The following is a 19,842-nucleotide window of genomic DNA, read 5'->3' on the forward strand; positions in this document are numbered from 1 at the left end:
GATGATTTAGAAGAATCCAACGCGTCCTTCGGCCACATTTTTTAACCAGTCCTGCTTACGGCTCTTATCAAGCTCGCCTCTCATACCTTTAATAATCAGCTCAATATCTGTTTTTCCACTCTCATGCCATTCCAGTGCAGTGCTGACATACAGCTCTCCGAGCTGGGCCAGGGAGAAGCCGTCAGTCATCGCTGCCGCCTTCTGTGTACCTGTCTCTCCTGCAAAAACAAGGAAGTTGCGCAGCTTGAGATACGCTAATCGTAGCGCTTCGTCAGGCAAACTGATTTCATAGGCGCGATCGAAACGACCTGCCCGGTTCATCAGACCCGGGTCAATTTTTTCAGGATAATTGGTCGTTCCGATCAGGAAGATGCCCTCCTTGGAAGTAGCACCATCAAGCGTATTCAGGAAAAAGGAACGAACCTCCTGCGGCATGGAATCAATATCTTCAATGACCAGTACCATCGGAGCCAGGCGGGTAGCCGCCTCGAACACCTCTTTGACCGATTCACTGGTTGTATACTCCGTAATTTGCCAGTAGGCGGCCGGACCCGGTACGCTGCTCGCAATAGATTTAACAAGCGTCGTTTTCCCGTTGCCCGGATGACCGTACAGCAGAATACCGCGTTTGTAAGGAATATTATAAGTCTGATAGAAGGTACGATCTGCTTCAAAAAACTGATCGAGTGAACGGAAAATATCCCGCTTGATTTCCGCTTTCAAAATAACGTCATCCCGCGTAATGGCACGGGTAATCGGCTCCGCCTGCCGGGATAATCCGCGGCTTGTGTCCGTAAAGACGGTGACCCGCTTCATGTTCTGCTTGCGTTCACGTCCGCGTACCCCCGCGAGGAAGCCTTGCAGTTCCTGATCGCCTGTCGCAAATACGTAATCTTCATTATATACGCCATTTTCACGGAAAAAGGGAACCCGCGCCAGCGCGATGCCCCACTTGGGATAGGCGAATACATTATTACGCATCGACAGGTGCACGCCGTACTCTGGAGTCGGCCCTTCATCGTCATATTGGATGGTGCGTTCCTCCAGGCGATCAAAGACCCGTGCCACATGCTCCAGATCCAGGCTGCCTGAACGAATGTCCTCCTCCAGCAAGTCCCAATACTCAATATTGGGATCGTCGCTGGCATACAGCTCATATTTTACGCCATAGCGGTTATATAGGGCTTCACTGATGCCGTCGATCAGACGGGCATAAGCGGCATAGCCAGTAATACGCCCATCCGTACGTTCATCAAATTTATAAATAGCCGGTGTATCTATACTCAAATTATTTGGCTCCTTTCAGGGCGGCCAGCGGCTTACATTTGGCTACAACGGCTGCGAGTCCTGCCCCGGTGACACTTTCAATAATATCATCTACATTTTTGTAGGCTTGGGGAGATTCGTCGAGAATGCTTTCCAGCGATGACTGATTGACCACAATCTCGTCGTCTGTCCCTACACCAAGTGCTCCGGCAAAATCGTCCACACTGACGAGCCGTTTGGTCGCAGAGCGTGAACGGATACGGCCCGCTCCATGGCAAATGGAGTGGAAGTTACCCTGCCCGCCCGGCAGACCGACCATAATATAGGAGGACGTCCCCATAGAGCCGGGAATCAAGGCCGGATGTCCTGTTTCCCGGTAAGGTTTTGGATTGTCGGGATGTCCGGCTGGAAGGGCGCGGGTAGCCCCTTTACGATGCACAAACACGTTACCGTGATCCGGGTGGGATTCCTCCCAACCATAATTGTGCATCAGATCGTACAAGGTGCGCAACTCGCACTTTGTACCAAAGACATCACGGAAGGCTTCACGCACGGAAAAAGCGATCAAATGTCGGTTCACTACCGCATAGTTCAGCGCCGAGTACATCATATTGATGTAATGTGCAGCTTCGGGATGCTCCAGGGGGGCAAATACCAACCTTGGATCAGAAGTTCCAAGCCCAAGGCGACCCATTGCTTTGGCAATGGCAGACGAGCTGGTTTGGCTGACGGCTCCACCCCAGGCACGTGATCCGGAGTGGACCATAACGGCAACCTGACCGTCGAACATCCCCCAGGCTTCGGCGATTTCACGGTTGTGCTCCGCAATTTCAATCGCCTGAATTTCAACGAAATGATTGCCTCCACCCAGCGTGCCGAGCTGTCGGTGAGCCCGGTGCCACGTGCGATCTTCGACAAGATTGAGTACCTCCTCATCAAATGAGAACTTACTGTGTTCTACATGGGTGAGTGAGGTTGATTTTTTAGGCGTGTAGCTGTCCGGAATATATTTATTAGGTAATCCATGCAGACCCTTACGTACAATATGCTCCAGCCGGATATCTGAATAATGTCCGCGCTGGTGGGCTTCCATCGGCAAATATTTATCAATGGTCTTGACCAGCTTGCGGCGCAGCTTGGTTTCCTTCAAGGCATCCTTGTGCAAATTTGTCAGGTGTACGCGCATGCCGCAGCCGATATCGCTGCCAACGATGGAGGGAGATACATAGCCGTCCTCCATTCCCCATACCGCTGTCGTGCCGATGCAGGTTCCGACGCCTACATGCACATCCGGAGTATAGCCCATATAGCGGATACCGGGAATTTGTAAATTGTTATTAGCCATCTCGAACACCTTGTAATCCAGCGAGGAGAAAAGCTGCTGAGAAGCATATACGGTCAAATCGCCAGCCGGAAGCTTCATAAGATGGCTGTAAGGTCCCTTTTCTAAGAACGAGTCTGTTGTGTGCTGTATATTCATATGGTTGGATAGTTCCCTTCTTCATGTAAATGAGGATTTTGTAAAATCCTGAAATCTAAAATTACATACAAATTAAGCTTTAAAAAAGAAAATAAAAAAAAGCCGCAGACTTGTCGTCTACGGCTTCCTGCACCGAAAGTGTCATTACACGTCATGATCTATACATCATTAATACGTAAAATAACCTGTTCTTCCAATAGCATTTAGATACAATTAAGCCTGGTTAATCACGCCGTCAGACAGCGCGATGTCACCCATCATGTCGCCCGAACGGGGCCGATGAGACGAGAATTCAAATATGTGGTTTTGTCATGCTGCCTGTCTGTCACCATCATGTAAAGCTCAGTCATGTCTGTTGGCCCCCTTTTCTTAAAGTTAATTGCAATGTTAATGGAAACCTGTGGAAGCTGTCAACCCCATAAAGAGGAAGTATGGAAAGATGTGACTTTAATCATAGTGAAGTGTGAGCTATATCATAGTTCCAATGGCCCAAATCTGTTACTGTCTAAATATTCAAATATTCAGAGATTGTTGATGGTTTACAGGACAATTTTTGTGAGGGGGACGGAGCAAGCATGGAAGGAGATCTCCAGAAGTTTAAGGCCGACTTTTTCAAAGCATTGGCTCACCCTCTGCGCATCCGCATTCTGGAGGTGTTGAGTGAAGGGGAGCGGAACGTAAATGAGCTACAGACTGCGCTCGGCTCCGAAGGCTCTGCTGTATCGCAGCAATTGGCCGTGTTGCGAGCCAAAAATTTGGTGAGCAGCATCAAGGAAGGCACGACGGTCGTTTACTCGTTGCGGGACCCGCTCTTGACGGAACTGCTTGCGGTGGCGCGGCAAATTTTTGACAATCATCTGGTCGAAGCGATCTCGTTGCTGGAGGGTATACGGAACGAGAAGTAATGCTACTACAGAAAAGAAGGGTTACAGAGGATGAAGTGGATGGGAAGGTTTGAGGGATATAATGCAGGAGCTTTGCGAAAGGACCTGATATCCGGAAGTATCGTGGCAATTGTGGCCATTCCGCTCGGTATGGCGTTTGCCATTGCATCAGGAGTAAAGCCGGAATACGGGCTGTATACGACCATTGTGGCAGGAGTTTTGGTTTCACTGTTAGGAGGGTCCAAATTTCAGATTGGCGGACCTACGGGCGCTTTTATCCCGATTTTGCTGGCTATTGTCATGCAGTACGGTTATGAGAATTTGCTTATAGCCGGTTTTATGGCGGGGATTATACTCATCTTAATGGGCGTGCTGAGGCTAGGCGCGTTAATTAAGTTCATCCCCAAGCCAGTAACGATTGGATTTACGGCGGGCATTGCCGTGACGATTTTCAGCGGTCAGATTGCTAACTTTCTCGGCTTGCGCGGAGTAGAGCGGCATGAAACGTTTCTGCCCTCTATGGCAGAGCTGATCCATCGCCTGCCTTCACTGAATGTGTACAGTATTCTGACGGCGTCTATCTGTCTTGCCGCCCTCATTCTGGTGCCTAAAAAATGGCCCAAGGTACCCGGTTCACTCGTGGGCCTGCTCTTATCCACGCTGGTGGCAGTCTGGCTTTTTCCAGGTCAGGTGGCAACGATCGGCTCCGCATACGGCGCAATTCCGGCATCTCTGCCTGAGCTGCATGTTCCAGGCGTGACCTGGGACCTAATTGTGAAGCTGCTGCCGCCCGCACTTGTTATCGCAATGCTGGGCGCTATCGAATCACTGCTTTCGGCGGTGGTTGCGGACGGCATGACGGGAGCCCGGCATAACAGCAATCGTGAGCTGGTTGGACAGGGTATTGCCAACTTGCTCTCACCGCTATTTGGCGGCATTCCTGCGACGGGGGCGATTGCGCGCACAGCCACAAATATCCGCAGTGGTGCCGTGTCTCCCATGTCGGGTATTGTACACGGCTTGGTTGTACTGCTTATTCTGGTGGTTTTTGCCCCGTATGCATCCAATATTCCGCTGGCGAGTATGGCTCCGGTGTTGATGGTGGTCGCCTGGAATATGAGCGAGCGTAAACATTTTGCACACATCCTCAAGACACGTACAGCCGACTCTATCGTACTGGTTGTCACCTTTTTGCTGACGGTATTTACGACGCTGACCACGGCTGTTGAAGTAGGTCTGATTCTGGCGGTCGTGATGTTCGTCAAGCGTATGAGCAGTACACTTTCAGTGGATAAGGTGTTACCCGATCCTTCTGTCAAGCATGAAAAAGTCGGCGCGCATATGGTTACAGAGCAGCATGATTGCCCACAGGTGGCGATTTATAGTGTGGAAGGCCCTCTATTTTTTGGTGCCGCTTCGGCATTGGAAAATTCGGGGATGGGAGGTCAGGCTAACCGCCAGCAAGGGATTTTGCTGCTACGTATGGGTAAGGTTCCCTTTATGGATATGACAGGAGAATCTAACTTTACCACATTGATTCAGAAATATCGGAAATCCGGTGGAACGGTGCTTGTTTCCGGCCTTCAGCCGCAGCCTCTGGCATTACTTCACAAAACCGGATGCTACGACATGATCGGACATGATCATTTTTTCGAGCATACTGGAGAAGCCCTCACGGCAGCCATAACACTGGTGGATCGGGATACATGTCGTGGGTGCAGCCAAATGGCTTTTCGGGAATGTGCTGCTCTATGCGGCAGATCGAAAGCACTATCAAAACCATCCATTTCGGATGGAGCTGTTCCGGTTCCCATACCTGTAAACAGCGGCAGATAGCCCTCTCTGAACTCTTCTATTGGAGTGCAGAACGAATGCTGAAAAATCTCTTTTATTTTTACGATTAGCAGTGCGCCCTCAAGATTAGCACCTGCTCGTAAAAACGGAAGAGATTTTTTGTTTTTCTAAGAAAAAGGGAAAAAATTCAAAAAAATGCTTGTATATCTGTTTTTATGACATTATACTAGATTCAAAAGATACCATATGTATCATTCTTTTGTTTTAATTTGGCTTTTAATGCACAGATATTAAACTCCTCGATAACTTCTGGCTTCCTACCCTACTTTTTTCTTCACGTTTTTCTCTTACTTTTTCCAAAGCGATATAAGCTGAATTTTGAAAATTTACATGGGGACGGACATAGTAGGTAGATTGGTGCTGTACAAGTGCCAGCGATGCCTTTGTCCCAACAGTGTACTGTTTCTCTCGGTCCTGCCCTCTTGGTTGTTCACCACAGAATCATGACCTATGGATTCCATGCTAGAATCTATATTTTTGAAGGAGGTGAGGGCCAAAGGCTATTTTGTGAGCTTTTCACGCGGCTGTCGGCAGGTTGTTCTTGAGAACCACAAAACCAAGTAAAGGGAGATGGAAAGTATTGATTAAGTCGGAAAATATCAAAAAGACGCTATCGGCTAGTTTTACTGCTATTCTTGCTTTTTCTCTGATTTCTCCGGTGTACGGAGATGCGAGCACAACCACCGCGGCAGGAGCTTCCACCATTTCCGCAAAGGTTTCAGCCAAGCTGAACCAGCAATTCAGTGACAGCGAGTACGTCACCTATCTGGTTAAATTAAAAGATCAGGTAGATACAGAGTCGGTTGCCAAGCATGCTTTCCAAAAGGCTTCCGCAGACCAGATTTCTCCGGCTGCCGCTAAGCTTTCTGTACGTACAACGGTTGTGAACTCTCTCATTGATACTGCTGAAAAATCTCAACAGCCTGTGGAAGAATACTTAAAGAAGGAAGTCAATAACGGAGGCGTCAAAAAGTACAAGAGCTACTTTATTGTGAACGCACTTGCGGTAACGAGTACCAAGGAGGTACTGGACAATCTCGCCACACTTCCTGAGGTAGACAAAATTTTACCGGATGAAACGCGCGAGCTGCAAAAGGTTGAAATAGATAAGGATGCCCAGCCAGCAGTCGAGGAAGCGACAGCCGAACAAGCTGCTGTAGACACGGCTGTAACGGAAGAGAATGCACAAAAATCCGTGGAGGAATCCGTATATAAGGATGCTGTAACGCCGAGCCGAGCCGAATGGAATATTTCCAAAATTAAAGCACCACAGGTTTGGGCCAAAGGCATTGACGGCAAAGGGGTTGTCGTTGCCAATCTCGATACAGGCGTAGAGTACACTCACCCGGCGCTGAAAAGAAAATGGCGCGGCTTGAATGCTTCCGGTCAAGTCGTGAATCCAGAGCTGAGCTGGTATGATGCGGTTAACGGAGCATCACTGCCAACAGATTCAAATGGACATGGTACACATACGATGGGGACGAGTGTTGGCTCGGACAGTAACGGTACGAATGAAATCGGGGTTGCTCCCGGTGCCAAATGGATTGCCGTACGGGTATTCAACCCGTCAACGACAGACTCCATCCTGCTGGACGGAGGCCAATGGTTGCTGGCTCCAGTAGACAAAAATGGCAAGAAGCATCCTGAGCTTGCGCCGGATGTGGTGAATAACTCTTGGGGTGGCGGACCTGGTCTGGATGAATGGTATCGTCCAGTCACCAAGGCGTGGAGAGCGGCTCAGATTTTCCCTGAGTTCTCCGCAGGCAACACGACACTATCAAATCCGGGCGGTCCTGGATCGGTAGCGAATCCGGCGAACCTGCCGGAAGCCTATGCCACAGGAGCGACTGATGTCAACAACAAGCTGGCCAGCTTCTCGTTGCGCGGTCCTTCTCCATATGGCGAAGTGAAGCCTGAAATATCGGCCCCTGGCGTAAACATCCGTTCCTCTGTTCCTGGCGGAGTTTATGAGGGTGGCTGGAACGGTACATCCATGGCAGGCCCGCATACGGCCGGATTAGCGGCATTGCTGCTCCAGGCCAAGCCATCCTTGACAGTGGATCAACTGGAGGATGTTATTTCGAAAACAGCGACGCCGCTGACAGACAGCCAATATAAAACTTCACCGAATAACGGCTATGGATATGGCCTGATCGACGCGTTGGCTGCGGTCAATTCGGTACTTAACTAGAATGGTCTGATCGTGTTTTAGAAAGACTTCGGGAAATCCCTTGAAGCGGCTCGTCCAGAGATTTGCATACACCTGCTAACCGTGTAATGCAACATTTACGCAGCCGCTATAAAGGGGTTTTCGTACATAGAAAATACAAAAATTATAAATTTCAAGGAAATTGCAAAAAAAATCACTTGTATATCTGTTTTGATAACTTTATACTATCCATAATATATGTTTTTATATCAATTTTTAATATAAAATGTAACGATATAACATGTCGTGTTACAGCGTGTTCTCTCTTCGACATTCTCCTGCTTGTTCTCCTTGGTATCTGCTGAATTTCATCGCTTTCTATTTTTGGATTCGCAAACTCACCTATGTAATAAACTCACCTAAGAAAATTCAAATCGTTTTATACCTGAGCATTTTGCAACAATCCCAAGAGCGATTTCAAATTGTACTTTCGAGCGTTGGGGATCGAATGATGCAAAATGCTGACCTCTATATTCTATGAAGGAGGTGGTTGCCAACCATATCATGTTGTGCAGCCCGTAGATTTAATGTGAAGGCAAGAAGGCATGAGGTCTTACTCTCGTACAGGTTATACCAGAAATATTAAACCTAGTAAAAGGAGTGGAGAAGTAATTGATTAAACCTAAACGATTTAAGAAACCACTATCTATCGGACTATCTTTGCTTATGGCCTTTTCTTTTGTTCAACCCGCTTTGGCGAATAACACCCCGGATGGCTCCAAGCTGGAGTTGAAATCAGCTGCGCACAAGGTAACGACCGCGAAGGTATCCCCTAAACTGACCAAACAGTTTGAGGAGAACAACTATGTAACCTATCTGGTCAAATTAAAAGAACAGGTAGACACGAACAAGGTTTCCAAAAATGCTCTCCAAAAGGCCTCGCTTGAGAAAATAACACCCTCTGCCGCCAAAATGGCTGTCCGCAGCAATGTGATCAGCTCTCTGCGTGAAACCGCTTCAAGAACCCAATACGGGCTTGAAAATTATTTGGATAAACAATCAGAGAGCGGCGGAGTGAAGGAATATAAAAGCTACTTTATTGTCAATGCCCTGGCGGTCACAAGCACCAAGGAGGTGCTGGACCATATTTCGCAGCTGCCAGAGGTAGACAAAATTTTGCCGAACGAAACACGTTATCTGCAAAAGGTGACAGTTGACAAGCAGGCAGAGGGAACAGCCGCCAAAACTGCTGAAACAGCGACAGCAGACACGGCAAAATCTGCAACGGCAGAGAAAGCGGTAGGGCTGGAAAAGGACGATAGTAAAACATCGGCGAAGCCAGGCAATGCAGGTAAGAACGCTGTAGACCCATCTACCGTGGAATGGAATATATCACATATTAATGCACCCCAAGTATGGGAACAAGGAATCGACGGAACCGGAATCGTCGTGGCCAATCTCGATACAGGCGTAGACTATACTCATCCGGCCCTGCATCGCAAATGGCGCGGTCTGGACGCGGCAGGCAATGTCGTGAATCCCGAGCTGAGCTGGTACGATCCGCATAGTCATGCGACGTTGCCGGTCGATCAGGAAGCGGATTCCCACGGTACGCATACGATGGGAACGATGGTCGGTTCCGAGGAAAATGGAACGAACCGGGTCGGCGTTGCGCCTGGCGCGAAGTGGATTGCGGTTCGGATTTTTAATCCGGAAACGACGGATGCAATTATACTCGACGGCGGCCAATGGCTGCTTGCGCCAAGAGATGCCCAAGGCAATCTTCATCCCGAGCTTGCACCGGACGTGGTGAACAATTCGTGGGGCGGCGGACCCGGCCTCGATGAATGGTTCCGACCTGTGGTTCAAGCATGGCGGGATGCACAGATATTCCCTGAATTCTCCGCAGGTAATACTTCCCTTTCCAATCCGGGCGGTCCTGGATCGGTAGCGAATCCAGCTAACTATCCGGAATCCTTTGCCACTGGAGCAACTGATCTTAATGACAAACTGGCCAGCTTCTCACTGCTGGGACCGTCGCCTTATGGCGAAGTGAAGCCCGAAGTTTCTGCACCGGGTGTAAATATTCGATCATCCGTTGCTGGCGGTGCTTATAAAGGCGGATATAACGGAACTTCCATGGCGGGCCCTCATGTAGCGGGACTTGCGGCTCTGTTGCTGCAAGCGAATCATTCGCTTACCGTGGATCAACTGGAAGAAATTCTGGAAAATACAGCTACACCACGCACGGATAGCACATATCCGACCTCTCCGAACAATGGCTACGGACATGGTGTCATTAATGCATTGGATGCAGTCGGCTCTGTCGTCCAGGGCTTGGGCTCCGTATCCGGTAAAGTTGTAACAGGTGGAGATGATCTGGAAGCGCCTGTTCTGGAGCATACACCGTCTGCTGCGGCATTCGAGGGCATTGATATACCTCTGACTGCTCATGTAACGGATAATGTCGGCGTGACAGCGGTTGAGGCATTTGCCAGAACAGCGGGTACGTCAAACTATGTATATATTCCGTTGGAACGGACCTCCGGCGACAGCAAAGATGGTACATATCAAGCGTCCATCCCGACTTTCTTGGTGGATAGCGCCGGTCTGGAATACTATATTCGTGTAAATGATTACGGTAATAACGGTTTTGAAACCGAAGTGTACAAGGTTAATGTCTCCAAAGGCGTCAAACCTGGCTACACACAAGACTTTGAAAAAGACATTGCCGGTATTAATATCGGTGGACAGGGCAGTGTTTGGAAATGGGGAACTCCGACAAGCGGCCCTAAAAGCGCACATTCGGGTACAAAGGTCCTCGCGACCAATCTCGAAGGCCAATACCAGACCAATTCCAACAGTTATTTTATGGCTCCTCCAATTGATCTGACCGAAAGCCCGAAAGGGGCACTGGTTAGCTTCAAGCATTGGTACGATCTTGAAAACAATTCTGATTTCGGCAAAGTGTATGTGGCAACCCAAAATAGTCAGAATGCATTTGAGCAGGTATTATCATTTACAGGCACCAGCAACGGCTGGAAAACACAATATCTCGATCTGCGAGCATTTGCAGGTCAGAAGGTATACCTTCTGTTCAACTTTACAAGTGATAATACGGTTGTAAAAGATGGCTGGTATATCGACGATCTGTCGATTCAGGAGCCGGATACCGTTGCACCTGCCGCGCCGAGCAATTTGACTGCTGAAGCAGATACTGTGGGCAACGTCACACTGGCCTGGAATGCTTCATCCGATGAAGACGTGAAGCAGTACAAAGTGTATCGCTCCACCCAATCGGGCAAAAATTACACTTCGTTGGGTACAACCTCAGCACTGACATTCACAGATACCATCACGGTCGGTGGAGCGACCTATCATTATGCAGTGGCGGCTGAGGATTATAGTGGCAATGAAGGAATCAAGTCGAATGAGGCTTCTCTGAGAGTAGACGTGCCGGATACGCTGTATAGCGATTCATTTGACGGCAACTCGGATAACGGCTGGACTCATTCTGGTACCAAGGATGAATGGGAACGTGGCATCCCCAAAGAAGTGGGACCAGAAAGTGCAGTATCCAGACCAAACGTATGGGCAACCGATCTCGATAGTAACTATGAGAGCGGAGCTGACTTTTCGCTGGTTTCTCCAAAAATTAATTTGAATGGTGTGCGGAACGCAACACTTACCTTCAACCACTGGTTTGAAATTGAGTCCGGCTATGACTTCGGTTATGTGGAAGTGTCCAAAAATAATGGCGACACCTGGACCGAGCTGGGCAAATTCTCTCATAACACAAATGGGAAAAAATGGACTCCAGTTTACTACAACCTGGATAGCTATACCGGCAATGAGATTCAAATTCGCTTCCGCTTGAAATCGGATAACAGTGTGAACAAAAACGGTTGGTACATTGACGATTTCCGTGTGCTGGGCATTCCAGCTTCGACAGTGACCAAGGATGTAGTACCTGAGTCGAATATCAAACTGGAAAAAGCAGAAGAACAATTCCCGCTGTACAAAATTACAAGCACCGAAAAGAGTGAATTCCAGGAAAAAGTGAAGCCGAAGGAAACAACGGTGGACAGTGGACGTGTCGGTCTCGAAAGTCTTCCTGCCAGCGCCACAGTTACCGTACTGGAAACCGGACGTTCGGTGAAAACAGACCCGACTACGGGTAAATACAGCTTCATTCACGTAGCTGGTGATTATACGCTGAAGGCTGAAGCCTACGGGTATGTACCACAAACGAAACAGGTCACCATTGAAAATAATAAAGTGGTGAGAGCGAACTTTAGTCTCCAAGCTGTACCTCATGGTACGATTCACGGAGTCATTACCGATAAGCAATCCGGTGAACCGATCCGAAAAGCGAAAGTGCTTGTGCTGGAGGATGCACGCATTGCTCCGGTAGAAACCAATGAGGCTGGAGAATTTACACTGGATGTGCTGGAAGGGACCTATACATTATCCATTGCAGCAGAAAACTATTACAGCGACAGTATCACGGTCACAGCACCTCCGAACGGCAGTGTGGAAGCGAATGTCACATTGAAGCCATTTATCGGCTTCCAGGGGGGCATCGCTTACGATGACGGTACCGGAGAAAATGCCAGAGCCTTTAACGCGGCAGGCAACTCCTGGGCAGTCAGAATGACACCTGAATCAGAGGTGGCTCAAGTGACAGGAGCGTCGCTTCTGTTCTGGAATTCAGCCTTCCCGAATCCGGGAGGAACGGCGTTCAAATACTCCGTCTATGATGCCTCTGGTGCGGCAGGCGCACCGGGACGTCTGCTGGCTGGTCCATTTGACGGCACAGCCGTTCGGGATGAAACACAGTGGACGACCGTACAATTTCCTGAACCCGTAACGGTTCAAGGCGACTTCTATATCGTCTATACGCAGCCAAGCGCAGGCACGCAAGCTCCGGGTCTTGCTACAGACGAGAGTGGACCCAATGCGCTTCGTAGCTGGCAAGGTGTAAGCGGCGCATGGAGCCAATCACCGGAGGATGAGGGCAATTACATGATCCGGGCGATCGTCAGATATCCGGTTAATGCGCCAACGATTACAACACCGACCAAGGCAACGTATACGAAGGAAGAGACAATCACAGTTACAGGTACTTCCCCGGCAGATGGGGCGGACATCCAGCTCTTTAACGGTAATGAACTGGCTGGCACAACCAAGGTGAAGGAGCGCCAGTTCAGTCTGGCGGTCGATCTTCAGCCGGGTGCCAATCCACTGAGTGTTCAGGCAGCGGTATACGGCAAAGTAACAGATCGTTCCGAACCTGTGGTCGTCATACTTGACCAGACTAAACCGGGTCTGATCTTGACTTCGCCAGATGAAGGAGCCCGTACAAATGCGGGTGTCGTCAGTGTAACCGGTACGGTGTACGACGAGTTCCTCGCCGACTTGACGATTAACGGTGAACCAGCCGAATTTGGAAGTGACGGCAGCTTTAACAAGCGTCTGCTTATCAATGAAGGGGAAAATCAAATTACGGTAACGGCCAAGGATCTTGCCGAGAACGTAACTACGGTTACCCGTTCAGTGTATGTCGATACAGCTCTGCCGAAGCTGGAAAATATCAGTCCTGCTGAGGATGTGCGTATCACTCCAGGGCAACCGGTGCAGGTATCCTTCAACAGTGCGTCCGAATTGGAGGCATCCTTCCGTGTGGAATTGCCTTTCAATCTGACCACCTTGGCCCGAAACGAAATTCCGTTAAACGAAACTTCGTCAGGTCATTATGAAGGAACTTACTTCACTTCCTCTTCTCTGAGCCTGGAAGGCGGAGTCATCGTGATCCGGGTAAGGGATGCAGCAGGAAATGAAGTGGAGACGGAAGCACCCGGAAGATTGTATGTAACGAAGGGTGGAGGACAGGACCCTGATCCGAATCCACCGACCTCTAACGAGAAACCAGTTGCGATCATTCAGGCGAATGATTCAGCCAAGAAGAACAAGAACGTTCAGTTTAACGGAAAAGCCTCACGTGATGTAGACGGTGAAATCGTCAGCTATAGCTGGAACTTTGGCGATGGCGATAAAGCGTCAGGCTCCAAGGTTAAGCATAAATTTACCACAGCCGGAACGTATACCGTGGAATTAACGGTGACGGATAATAATGGCGCAAGCGGTAAAGCTGCGCATACCATCACGATCCGTTAATCAGGTGCATGGAATGTTTCTTTTAAAATAACAACAGAAGACCCACAGCAAGCCACCGTTTACGGAGGTCTGCTGTGGGTCTTTTTGAATTGTGGAACAGGTCTGGAAGCGATAGAATGAATAGAAACATATAAAGTGAATCTATTCACAATACTATTTTTTAGACAGGAGAGAATCATATGATTCATTTGGAAAAAGAAAGCGGGCGTATCCGCCTTGTGCTGGATGCCTATTTTATGGGAGAGGACATAGTCGTACTTATTTCCGGCGGCGATCAGCCCCATCTGGGAACGATTACAGCAGGCGCCAGACTGGAGCCAATTCGAACCGTTCAATTGCAAGCCCACAAGGAATTTTATATTACCGAAGAAATTGCCGTTCGTTTGCGAAAAGAGTTTGCGGGTAACTTTGCAATTTGCTGCGGGGCGCATATGGACCATGTAACGAAGGACGAAATCCGAATGTTGACGGACATGGCTATACAATTGGGTAAAGAGCTGATCGATCTACTTAAGCAAAAACGTCTGTAACGACTGTAGCGACCTTTTTAAGAAAACTCCCGAATGAGCAGATTTCGGTATGGATATTTACTGTAAGGATACTTAAAAAGCAACGCAAAGCCATGATCCTCGATTTGTACGGATTTCAGTGCAGAGGATGGAATCAAGCTGCGAATCATCAGAGTAACCGCACGTTGATCTTTCCGGTTGATTGCTTTGGCTAAAGCAGAGGCAAAGCACCGATTGCGTGCCAATTCGAGATACAGCGGAAAAACGGCTTTGGCGATGGCGCGGTGAACCCTCGGCTCAAATGTAAACTGCACTGTACCGGGTGGAATCGTCGTTCCGTTCGTATAATACAGCATTGGTGGATGGGCCAAAAAGGAGATAAAATAGCCGATGCCGTTCGTGCCCAGTCCTTGCTTGGCAGCAAATGGCGCTACCGAGCAGAGGAGGGCCTTCATCCGATCCAAATTGCCATGCACTACAGCACGTGACCATTGGACGGCGAAAGAACGATGGGTGGCAATGGCCTTGTAAAATGGCAGCATGGCGGCGGATATTTTCCTGAGCATGTCAGCATTTAAGCGTTTGTGAGGCGAACACCTTCTGCGGGATGTTGCACGATATACCATAGCTCCGACCTCCTTGGCAGGATGCTCTCATGGAGCGCATTTTATCAAGTAATAGGTAAAATACTATATGCCCGATCACCTCGAAAAGTGCTTATGTACGTGTGGTGAGTCTCTATAATACAAACTAAAGTTAAAAGTTACCTATCGTGCCACTCCGCAGACGGATGGTGCTCCCATCGCCCCCGCTTGGCTTGTTAATCGTCACGCTTGTTATTGCATTGAACCAAAACAAAAAGAAATAGATCGCCCCGTCGAAAGGTAAACGATCTATTTCCCCGATTGAACCTACTGCCGACCGCTCTTCAAAGCGGCTGCTGCCAAAGAGTGAGGATGTTAGCGCATCCTTGCTCTTTTTTATTATGAGCTTCTTGACTACATTTTATATAAAGGCCAATGATCTCGACAATTAAGTACAGACGTATTGCGGTAAAATGTATTGTGAACTTTAATCAGAATTGCATATGGCTTTAAAAGATGACCATCATTTTTTGAAATAAGTACTGTCCTGATTTGTAAGATTGTGGTACTCTAGAACGTATATATTGTTATTTTACATATTGGAGTTGAATCAGACAAATGAGTAATTTATACAAAGACCCCCAATCGTCCGATCCTTTTCAGGAGACGAATGGTTATAACGCCCCATTTAATCCGCCCCCACAGCTTCCGCCTACAAACAGTAAAGCTGTTGCTTCGATGGTGCTCGGTATTCTAGCTGTCGTCATTCCCTATCTGGGGTTCATTATCGGCATCATCGGTATCATTTTGTCCAGTCTTTCCCTGAAGGAAATTAACCGTCATGGCGAACAAGGCAGGGGTATGGCTATTGCCGGATTGGTATGCAGCATTATCGGAACACTGATCTATGCATTGATCATCATTTTCATAGTCGTTGTTTTTGTTTTAGCAGCCTCAAGTGGCGACAATCCGTTTTCCGACATTTAATGAAATCAGTGAGCTCATACACTTGTACCCTTCACGATGGGGATTCCAGATGCTATGATGAATGGAGTCCAATCAAGGAGAGTGAAAGTCATATGGCACGTACTCAAACACAAAAAGCGCTAAGCAAGGCGAAGCACGCTGGAAACTACTGCTCTGCACAGAGCCGCAAAACCAATGGTCATTATGGCGAGATATCGCAGCATGTGCGAATGAAGCCAACCAAGCAGGAACAATTACAAAGAGTCAAGCACAAGAAGCGAATCGTTCAGAGCGACGCTTCTTTTTTTTGCCGTTAGCGTCATTTTTTTTGTTTTTTTTATACGTGGATGTCACAAACAGCAACATGACATTCGTTATACAGGATGATGACGGACACATAAGGAGGTGATCCTATGGAATGGTTTAGCCCCGGGGCCGACCAACATATAAAGAATATAGAATCCGTCGTGGAACGCGTCAAATCTGGCGATCAACAGGCTTATGCCACTATCATTCATACTTTTGAAAAACAGATATATAGGTACTGCTATTACATTCTGAAAAATCGCGAGGAAGCGGAGGATGCGGTACAGGACATTTTTATCAAGGTATATCAGGCGATGGGGAAATATCACCAGCAGGTTTCATTTTCCGCTTGGTTTTATAAAGTGGCGTACTACCATTGCCTGGATCAAATTAGAAAGAAAAGCCACTGGCGGCAAATGATATCGATCCAAAAGGAGCAACAGCAGCATTTCAATGATTACCATCCATCCGGCGATGAACGCGAAGTGGAAGAACTTTTGATGAATTTAAATTCGGAAGAAAGAAATCTTGTGCTGTTGAAAGCTGTTGAGCAGTACAGCTTTGAGGAGATCGGACAAATTATGGATTGTAAGCCTGCAACCTTGGGAAGCCGCTTTGTGTCTCCGGCTATGGCCGAAACGTTAAAAAACATCCCGTTGATTGGCAGCGTATTCCAATATACCTATGACAACGGACTGCGGACTGCTGGTAAATCAGGGTTAACGACAACGCTACCTCTGAGCGAAACCCAAGATGGGGTGACGTTGCACATCAAAGAGGTAATGTTTGACGGACTTCGTTTGGTGTTGATGATTGAGCGCACAGGTATAGAGAAAATAGAAATGATAGCTCCTATCGGCCCGCCTAAGGAAGCGGTGCTATTCGATACATCAGAGAATAAGGCCTGGAAAGAGACAGTATTGAAGAAACCTGAAAAGGGGTATTTGTCGACACCTGACGTCATTATTCAGGGCGAAGAGATTAAGGGTGAGCAACTACTTGTCCTTCCCCGTTATGGAGGAGTTGACCAAGGGAAAGTGGGTCAAGGTAAGCAGCTCCGGGGGACATTTACGGTTGCAAATGGCGAAAAGGAGTTCACCGATAATATGGTTGTTTATGAAATCAGCCGGGGTTTGGCAGAGAAACAGCTTCCAGACGAATTTAATATTACGGTGAAACTTAATGTTAGTGGTATTCGGGCCCCATTTGTATTTCAGGTACCGGTGCAAAATGTATTCAAACATAAAATTTTATTGAAGCCTGAAAAAACACAACGGAGCGGATCGTTCAGCTACACGGTGAAGCAGATCGAGTTGACCCCCCTGACAACCCGCTTAATTATAGACAGTAAGGGCAAAGTGACAAGCACACCGGAGAAGTCAGGTGATTTTAGCCCAAGCAGAATGTACTATGATATTGTGGACCAACGGGGTCACACGTTAAACCTCAATCAAACTTCTTTTCTGGACCAGTTTCTGAGTGGTCTTGATTTCCGATTCAGGAATCTGAACGGTTGGCGCGGAATAAAGAGCGAATACCTGAATGAGGAGCTCCTATACGATCCTGTCGTATCCACATCACCCTTTATTATCATCAAGTCGTATACGTATACTTTACAAAAGAAGGATCGGCCTATTGTAGAGGGTCAGGAGGGGGGGATGAAAACGTATTATAAGGACTTGGAAATGACCATTCCTCTGGAGGCTAATCCATGAATGGAGCTTAGCAACCAAAACGTTGAGCAGAGAAGTGATTGTATAGAAGCGGATAACGCTTTTCTATAACTTAAGCCGAAAAAGACTTGATAATAATTATCATTCTTGTTAGAATATCATAAGAAAGAAGGAACCCAGGCACGGGCTCCTTCATTATAAAGCTATGGTTTGTCTTGAAATCAAAGATTTACTTGGCTTCAAAGGTTTTGCAGTCGGTTTCTTCTGATTTGTGAGTGTGCGCCGGACTGTTGCTTACGATATAAATGGAGCTTGCGCTGCATTTATTGTCTTGAGCCCAGTAAGTACACGAGTTTACTTCACACAAAACGTCTTTAGCCATGTTGTTCATCTCCTTTGATGGATGTAATAGGCTGAGCAAAAGAAACTGTCAGGCAAGGTAGGACTTGTCTAACTGTGTTTACCCTCTTGTCGAAAAGAGGGATTTTGCTATGCCTACCTGTACAATATCAAAGGAATCCTTGAATTGCAATGTCTGCCTTTGTTTGCTATGCGAAGCGGACATGTATCTCCTACTTTATTAAAACAAAAGCTGTCCTCCCTGTAGAGCCGAATGTCTCTCTGCCGGAGAACAGCTTTTTTGTGTTTCCCTTCCTATATAAGGGTACTACAATAATTAGCGAACGGAGGGAATGCTGACGATCGGGTCGATGTCAGCTTCATAATCCACGTCATCGAATTCAAAGCCGAATAGCTGGAAAAATTCGCGGCGATATCCTTCAAGATCGGACAGCTCGTAGATATTGTCTGTCGTCAGCTCGTCCCATATTTTTGCAACCTCTGCCTGTACGTCTTCACGCAGTTCCCAATCATCAATGCGAATACGTCCTTCTTCATCTACTGGAGTTTCCGGAGCATACAGACGCTCGGCAAACAGTCGGTAGTTCTGCTCCACGCAGCCTTCATGTAGCCCTTTTTCCTTCATCACTTTATACAAAGCGGAAATATACAGAGGTACGACAGGGATGGCAGAGCTGGATTGGGTAACCAGTCCTTTGGTAACTGCGACGAAGGCGCGTCCGCCTGTGGCTTTTAACTGATCGTTCAGCTCACGTGCTGTCGCTTCCAGATGATCCTTTGCACTTCCGATCGTGCCTTCTCTATAGACGGCTTGGGTAATGTCTGAACCGATATACGAGAAGGAGAAGGTAGTCGCGGAATCAGCCAACACACCGCCCTCACGCAATGCATCGATCCACAATTGCCAGTCCTCGCCGCCCATAACCTCTACAGTTCTCTGCACTTCTTCTTCTGTCGCCGGTTCCAGTGTAACACTGCTCACTTCGCCAGTGTGGAAGTTGACGGTCTTGTTGGTGTAGGGTTTGCCGATGGGTTTAAGCACGGAATTAAACGTTTCACCTGTGTGGGGATTCGTGCGACGACCGGAAGCGACACTGTAAACCACCAGATCGACTTGTCCCAGTTCTTCGCGAATGACCTCCACCGTTTTAGCTTTGATTTCATCCGAGAAGGCATCACCTGTCACGCTAAAGGATCGGAGCCCTGCTTCCTGAGCAGCTTTTTCAAATGCAGCAGAATTGTACCAGCCTGCCGATGCTGTCCGTGTGGCCGTAGCGTTACTAGGACGATATACGCCGACCGTATTGGCCCGCGCTCCGAATGCAGCAGTGATGCGGGAAGCCAAGCCATATCCGGCAGATGCTCCGATCACAAGCACATTACGAGGTCCCTGGATAGCAGGACGGGCCTGCACATAGTCAATTTGCTTCTGAACATGTTGGGCACAGCCCACCGGATGAGCAGTGGTGCATATAAAGCCGCGTGTTCTTGGTTTGATAATCATGTTATTGTAATTCCTCTCTTCTTCTAGCGATCTTCACCCTTACTATTTTAACTTTTAACTATATTTTTTCAAACGTGGATTTCAGGTGAGTATTCTTTCACTAAAAAGTGTATCGCTTAGCAGGGTGGCA

At 48.0% G+C, this 19,842-nt stretch carries 13 protein-coding genes; 8 read left to right on the forward strand and 5 right to left on the reverse strand.

The window, feature by feature from the left end; all coding sequences use genetic code 11:
- Nucleotides 1-6: 6 nt before the first annotated feature.
- A complete protein-coding gene (locus ACQ4MX_RS22845; RefSeq protein WP_431087481.1) occupies nucleotides 7-1,287 on the reverse strand; it encodes an AAA family ATPase in 1,281 nt (426 codons plus the stop codon).
- A gap of 1 nt (nucleotide 1,288) precedes the next feature.
- Entirely contained in the window at nucleotides 1,289-2,746 is a 1,458-nt protein-coding gene (locus ACQ4MX_RS22850) for an RtcB family protein (protein WP_431087483.1), read from the reverse strand.
- Nucleotides 2,747-3,321: 575 nt separating this feature from the next.
- On the opposite strand from ACQ4MX_RS22850, the gene ACQ4MX_RS22855 reads away from it, so the two are divergent.
- The 5 genes from ACQ4MX_RS22855 (at nucleotide 3,322) to ACQ4MX_RS22875 (ending at nucleotide 14,340) form a co-directional block, all read left to right on the forward strand.
- Nucleotides 3,322-3,651, forward strand: coding sequence for an ArsR/SmtB family transcription factor (locus ACQ4MX_RS22855; RefSeq protein WP_014282840.1), 330 nt, complete (start codon nucleotides 3,322-3,324; stop codon nucleotides 3,649-3,651).
- Between the two features lie 30 nt (nucleotides 3,652-3,681).
- Entirely contained in the window at nucleotides 3,682-5,466 is a 1,785-nt protein-coding gene (locus ACQ4MX_RS22860) for a SulP family inorganic anion transporter (protein ID WP_431087485.1), read from the forward strand.
- Between the two features lie 598 nt (nucleotides 5,467-6,064).
- Nucleotides 6,065-7,675 carry a S8 family serine peptidase gene (locus tag ACQ4MX_RS22865; protein ID WP_431087487.1) on the forward strand — a complete coding sequence of 537 codons (1,611 nt, stop codon included), beginning with the start codon at nucleotides 6,065-6,067 and terminating at the stop codon, nucleotides 7,673-7,675.
- Between the two features lie 630 nt (nucleotides 7,676-8,305).
- Nucleotides 8,306-13,810 carry a S8 family serine peptidase gene (locus tag ACQ4MX_RS22870; protein WP_431087489.1) on the forward strand — a complete coding sequence of 1,835 codons (5,505 nt, stop codon included), beginning with the start codon at nucleotides 8,306-8,308 and terminating at the stop codon, nucleotides 13,808-13,810.
- Between the two features lie 179 nt (nucleotides 13,811-13,989).
- Complete coding sequence (locus ACQ4MX_RS22875; RefSeq protein ID WP_431087490.1) at nucleotides 13,990-14,340, forward strand: hypothetical protein; 351 nt, start codon at nucleotides 13,990-13,992, stop codon at nucleotides 14,338-14,340.
- 17 nt (nucleotides 14,341-14,357) lie between these two features.
- Here ACQ4MX_RS22875 and ACQ4MX_RS22880 read toward each other — a convergent pair whose 3' ends face one another.
- The gene (locus ACQ4MX_RS22880; RefSeq protein WP_431087492.1) at nucleotides 14,358-14,945 is read right to left on the reverse strand and encodes a hypothetical protein; all 588 of its coding nucleotides are present in this window, start codon (nucleotides 14,943-14,945) and stop codon (nucleotides 14,358-14,360) included.
- Nucleotides 14,946-15,521: 576 nt separating this feature from the next.
- Between ACQ4MX_RS22880 and ACQ4MX_RS22885 the strand changes: the two genes are divergently transcribed.
- The 3 genes from ACQ4MX_RS22885 to ACQ4MX_RS22895 all read left to right on the forward strand — a co-directional run bounded on the left by ACQ4MX_RS22885 (nucleotide 15,522) and on the right by ACQ4MX_RS22895 (nucleotide 17,890).
- Complete coding sequence (locus ACQ4MX_RS22885; RefSeq protein ID WP_283652885.1) at nucleotides 15,522-15,890, forward strand: DUF4190 domain-containing protein; 369 nt, start codon at nucleotides 15,522-15,524, stop codon at nucleotides 15,888-15,890.
- Between the two features lie 92 nt (nucleotides 15,891-15,982).
- Complete coding sequence (locus ACQ4MX_RS22890; protein ID WP_431087494.1) at nucleotides 15,983-16,186, forward strand: hypothetical protein; 204 nt, start codon at nucleotides 15,983-15,985, stop codon at nucleotides 16,184-16,186.
- 96 nt (nucleotides 16,187-16,282) lie between these two features.
- The gene (locus ACQ4MX_RS22895) at nucleotides 16,283-17,890 is read left to right on the forward strand and encodes a sigma-70 family RNA polymerase sigma factor (RefSeq protein ID WP_431087495.1); all 1,608 of its coding nucleotides are present in this window, start codon (nucleotides 16,283-16,285) and stop codon (nucleotides 17,888-17,890) included.
- 187 nt (nucleotides 17,891-18,077) lie between these two features.
- Here the strand turns inward: ACQ4MX_RS22895 and ACQ4MX_RS22900 are convergent, their stop codons facing one another.
- Both ACQ4MX_RS22900 and fabV read right to left on the reverse strand, forming a co-directional pair.
- Entirely contained in the window at nucleotides 18,078-18,230 is a 153-nt protein-coding gene (locus ACQ4MX_RS22900; protein WP_134913222.1) for a DUF1540 domain-containing protein, read from the reverse strand.
- A gap of 294 nt (nucleotides 18,231-18,524) precedes the next feature.
- Nucleotides 18,525-19,712: an enoyl-ACP reductase FabV gene (gene fabV / locus ACQ4MX_RS22905; RefSeq protein ID WP_431087497.1), complete on the reverse strand. Its 1,188-nt coding sequence runs from the start codon at nucleotides 19,710-19,712 to the stop codon at nucleotides 18,525-18,527.
- Between the last annotated feature and the right edge of the window lie 130 nt (nucleotides 19,713-19,842).

The organism is Paenibacillus sp. 8b26 (genome assembly GCF_050626875.1).
GTDB lineage: Bacteria > Bacillota > Bacilli > Paenibacillales > Paenibacillaceae > Paenibacillus.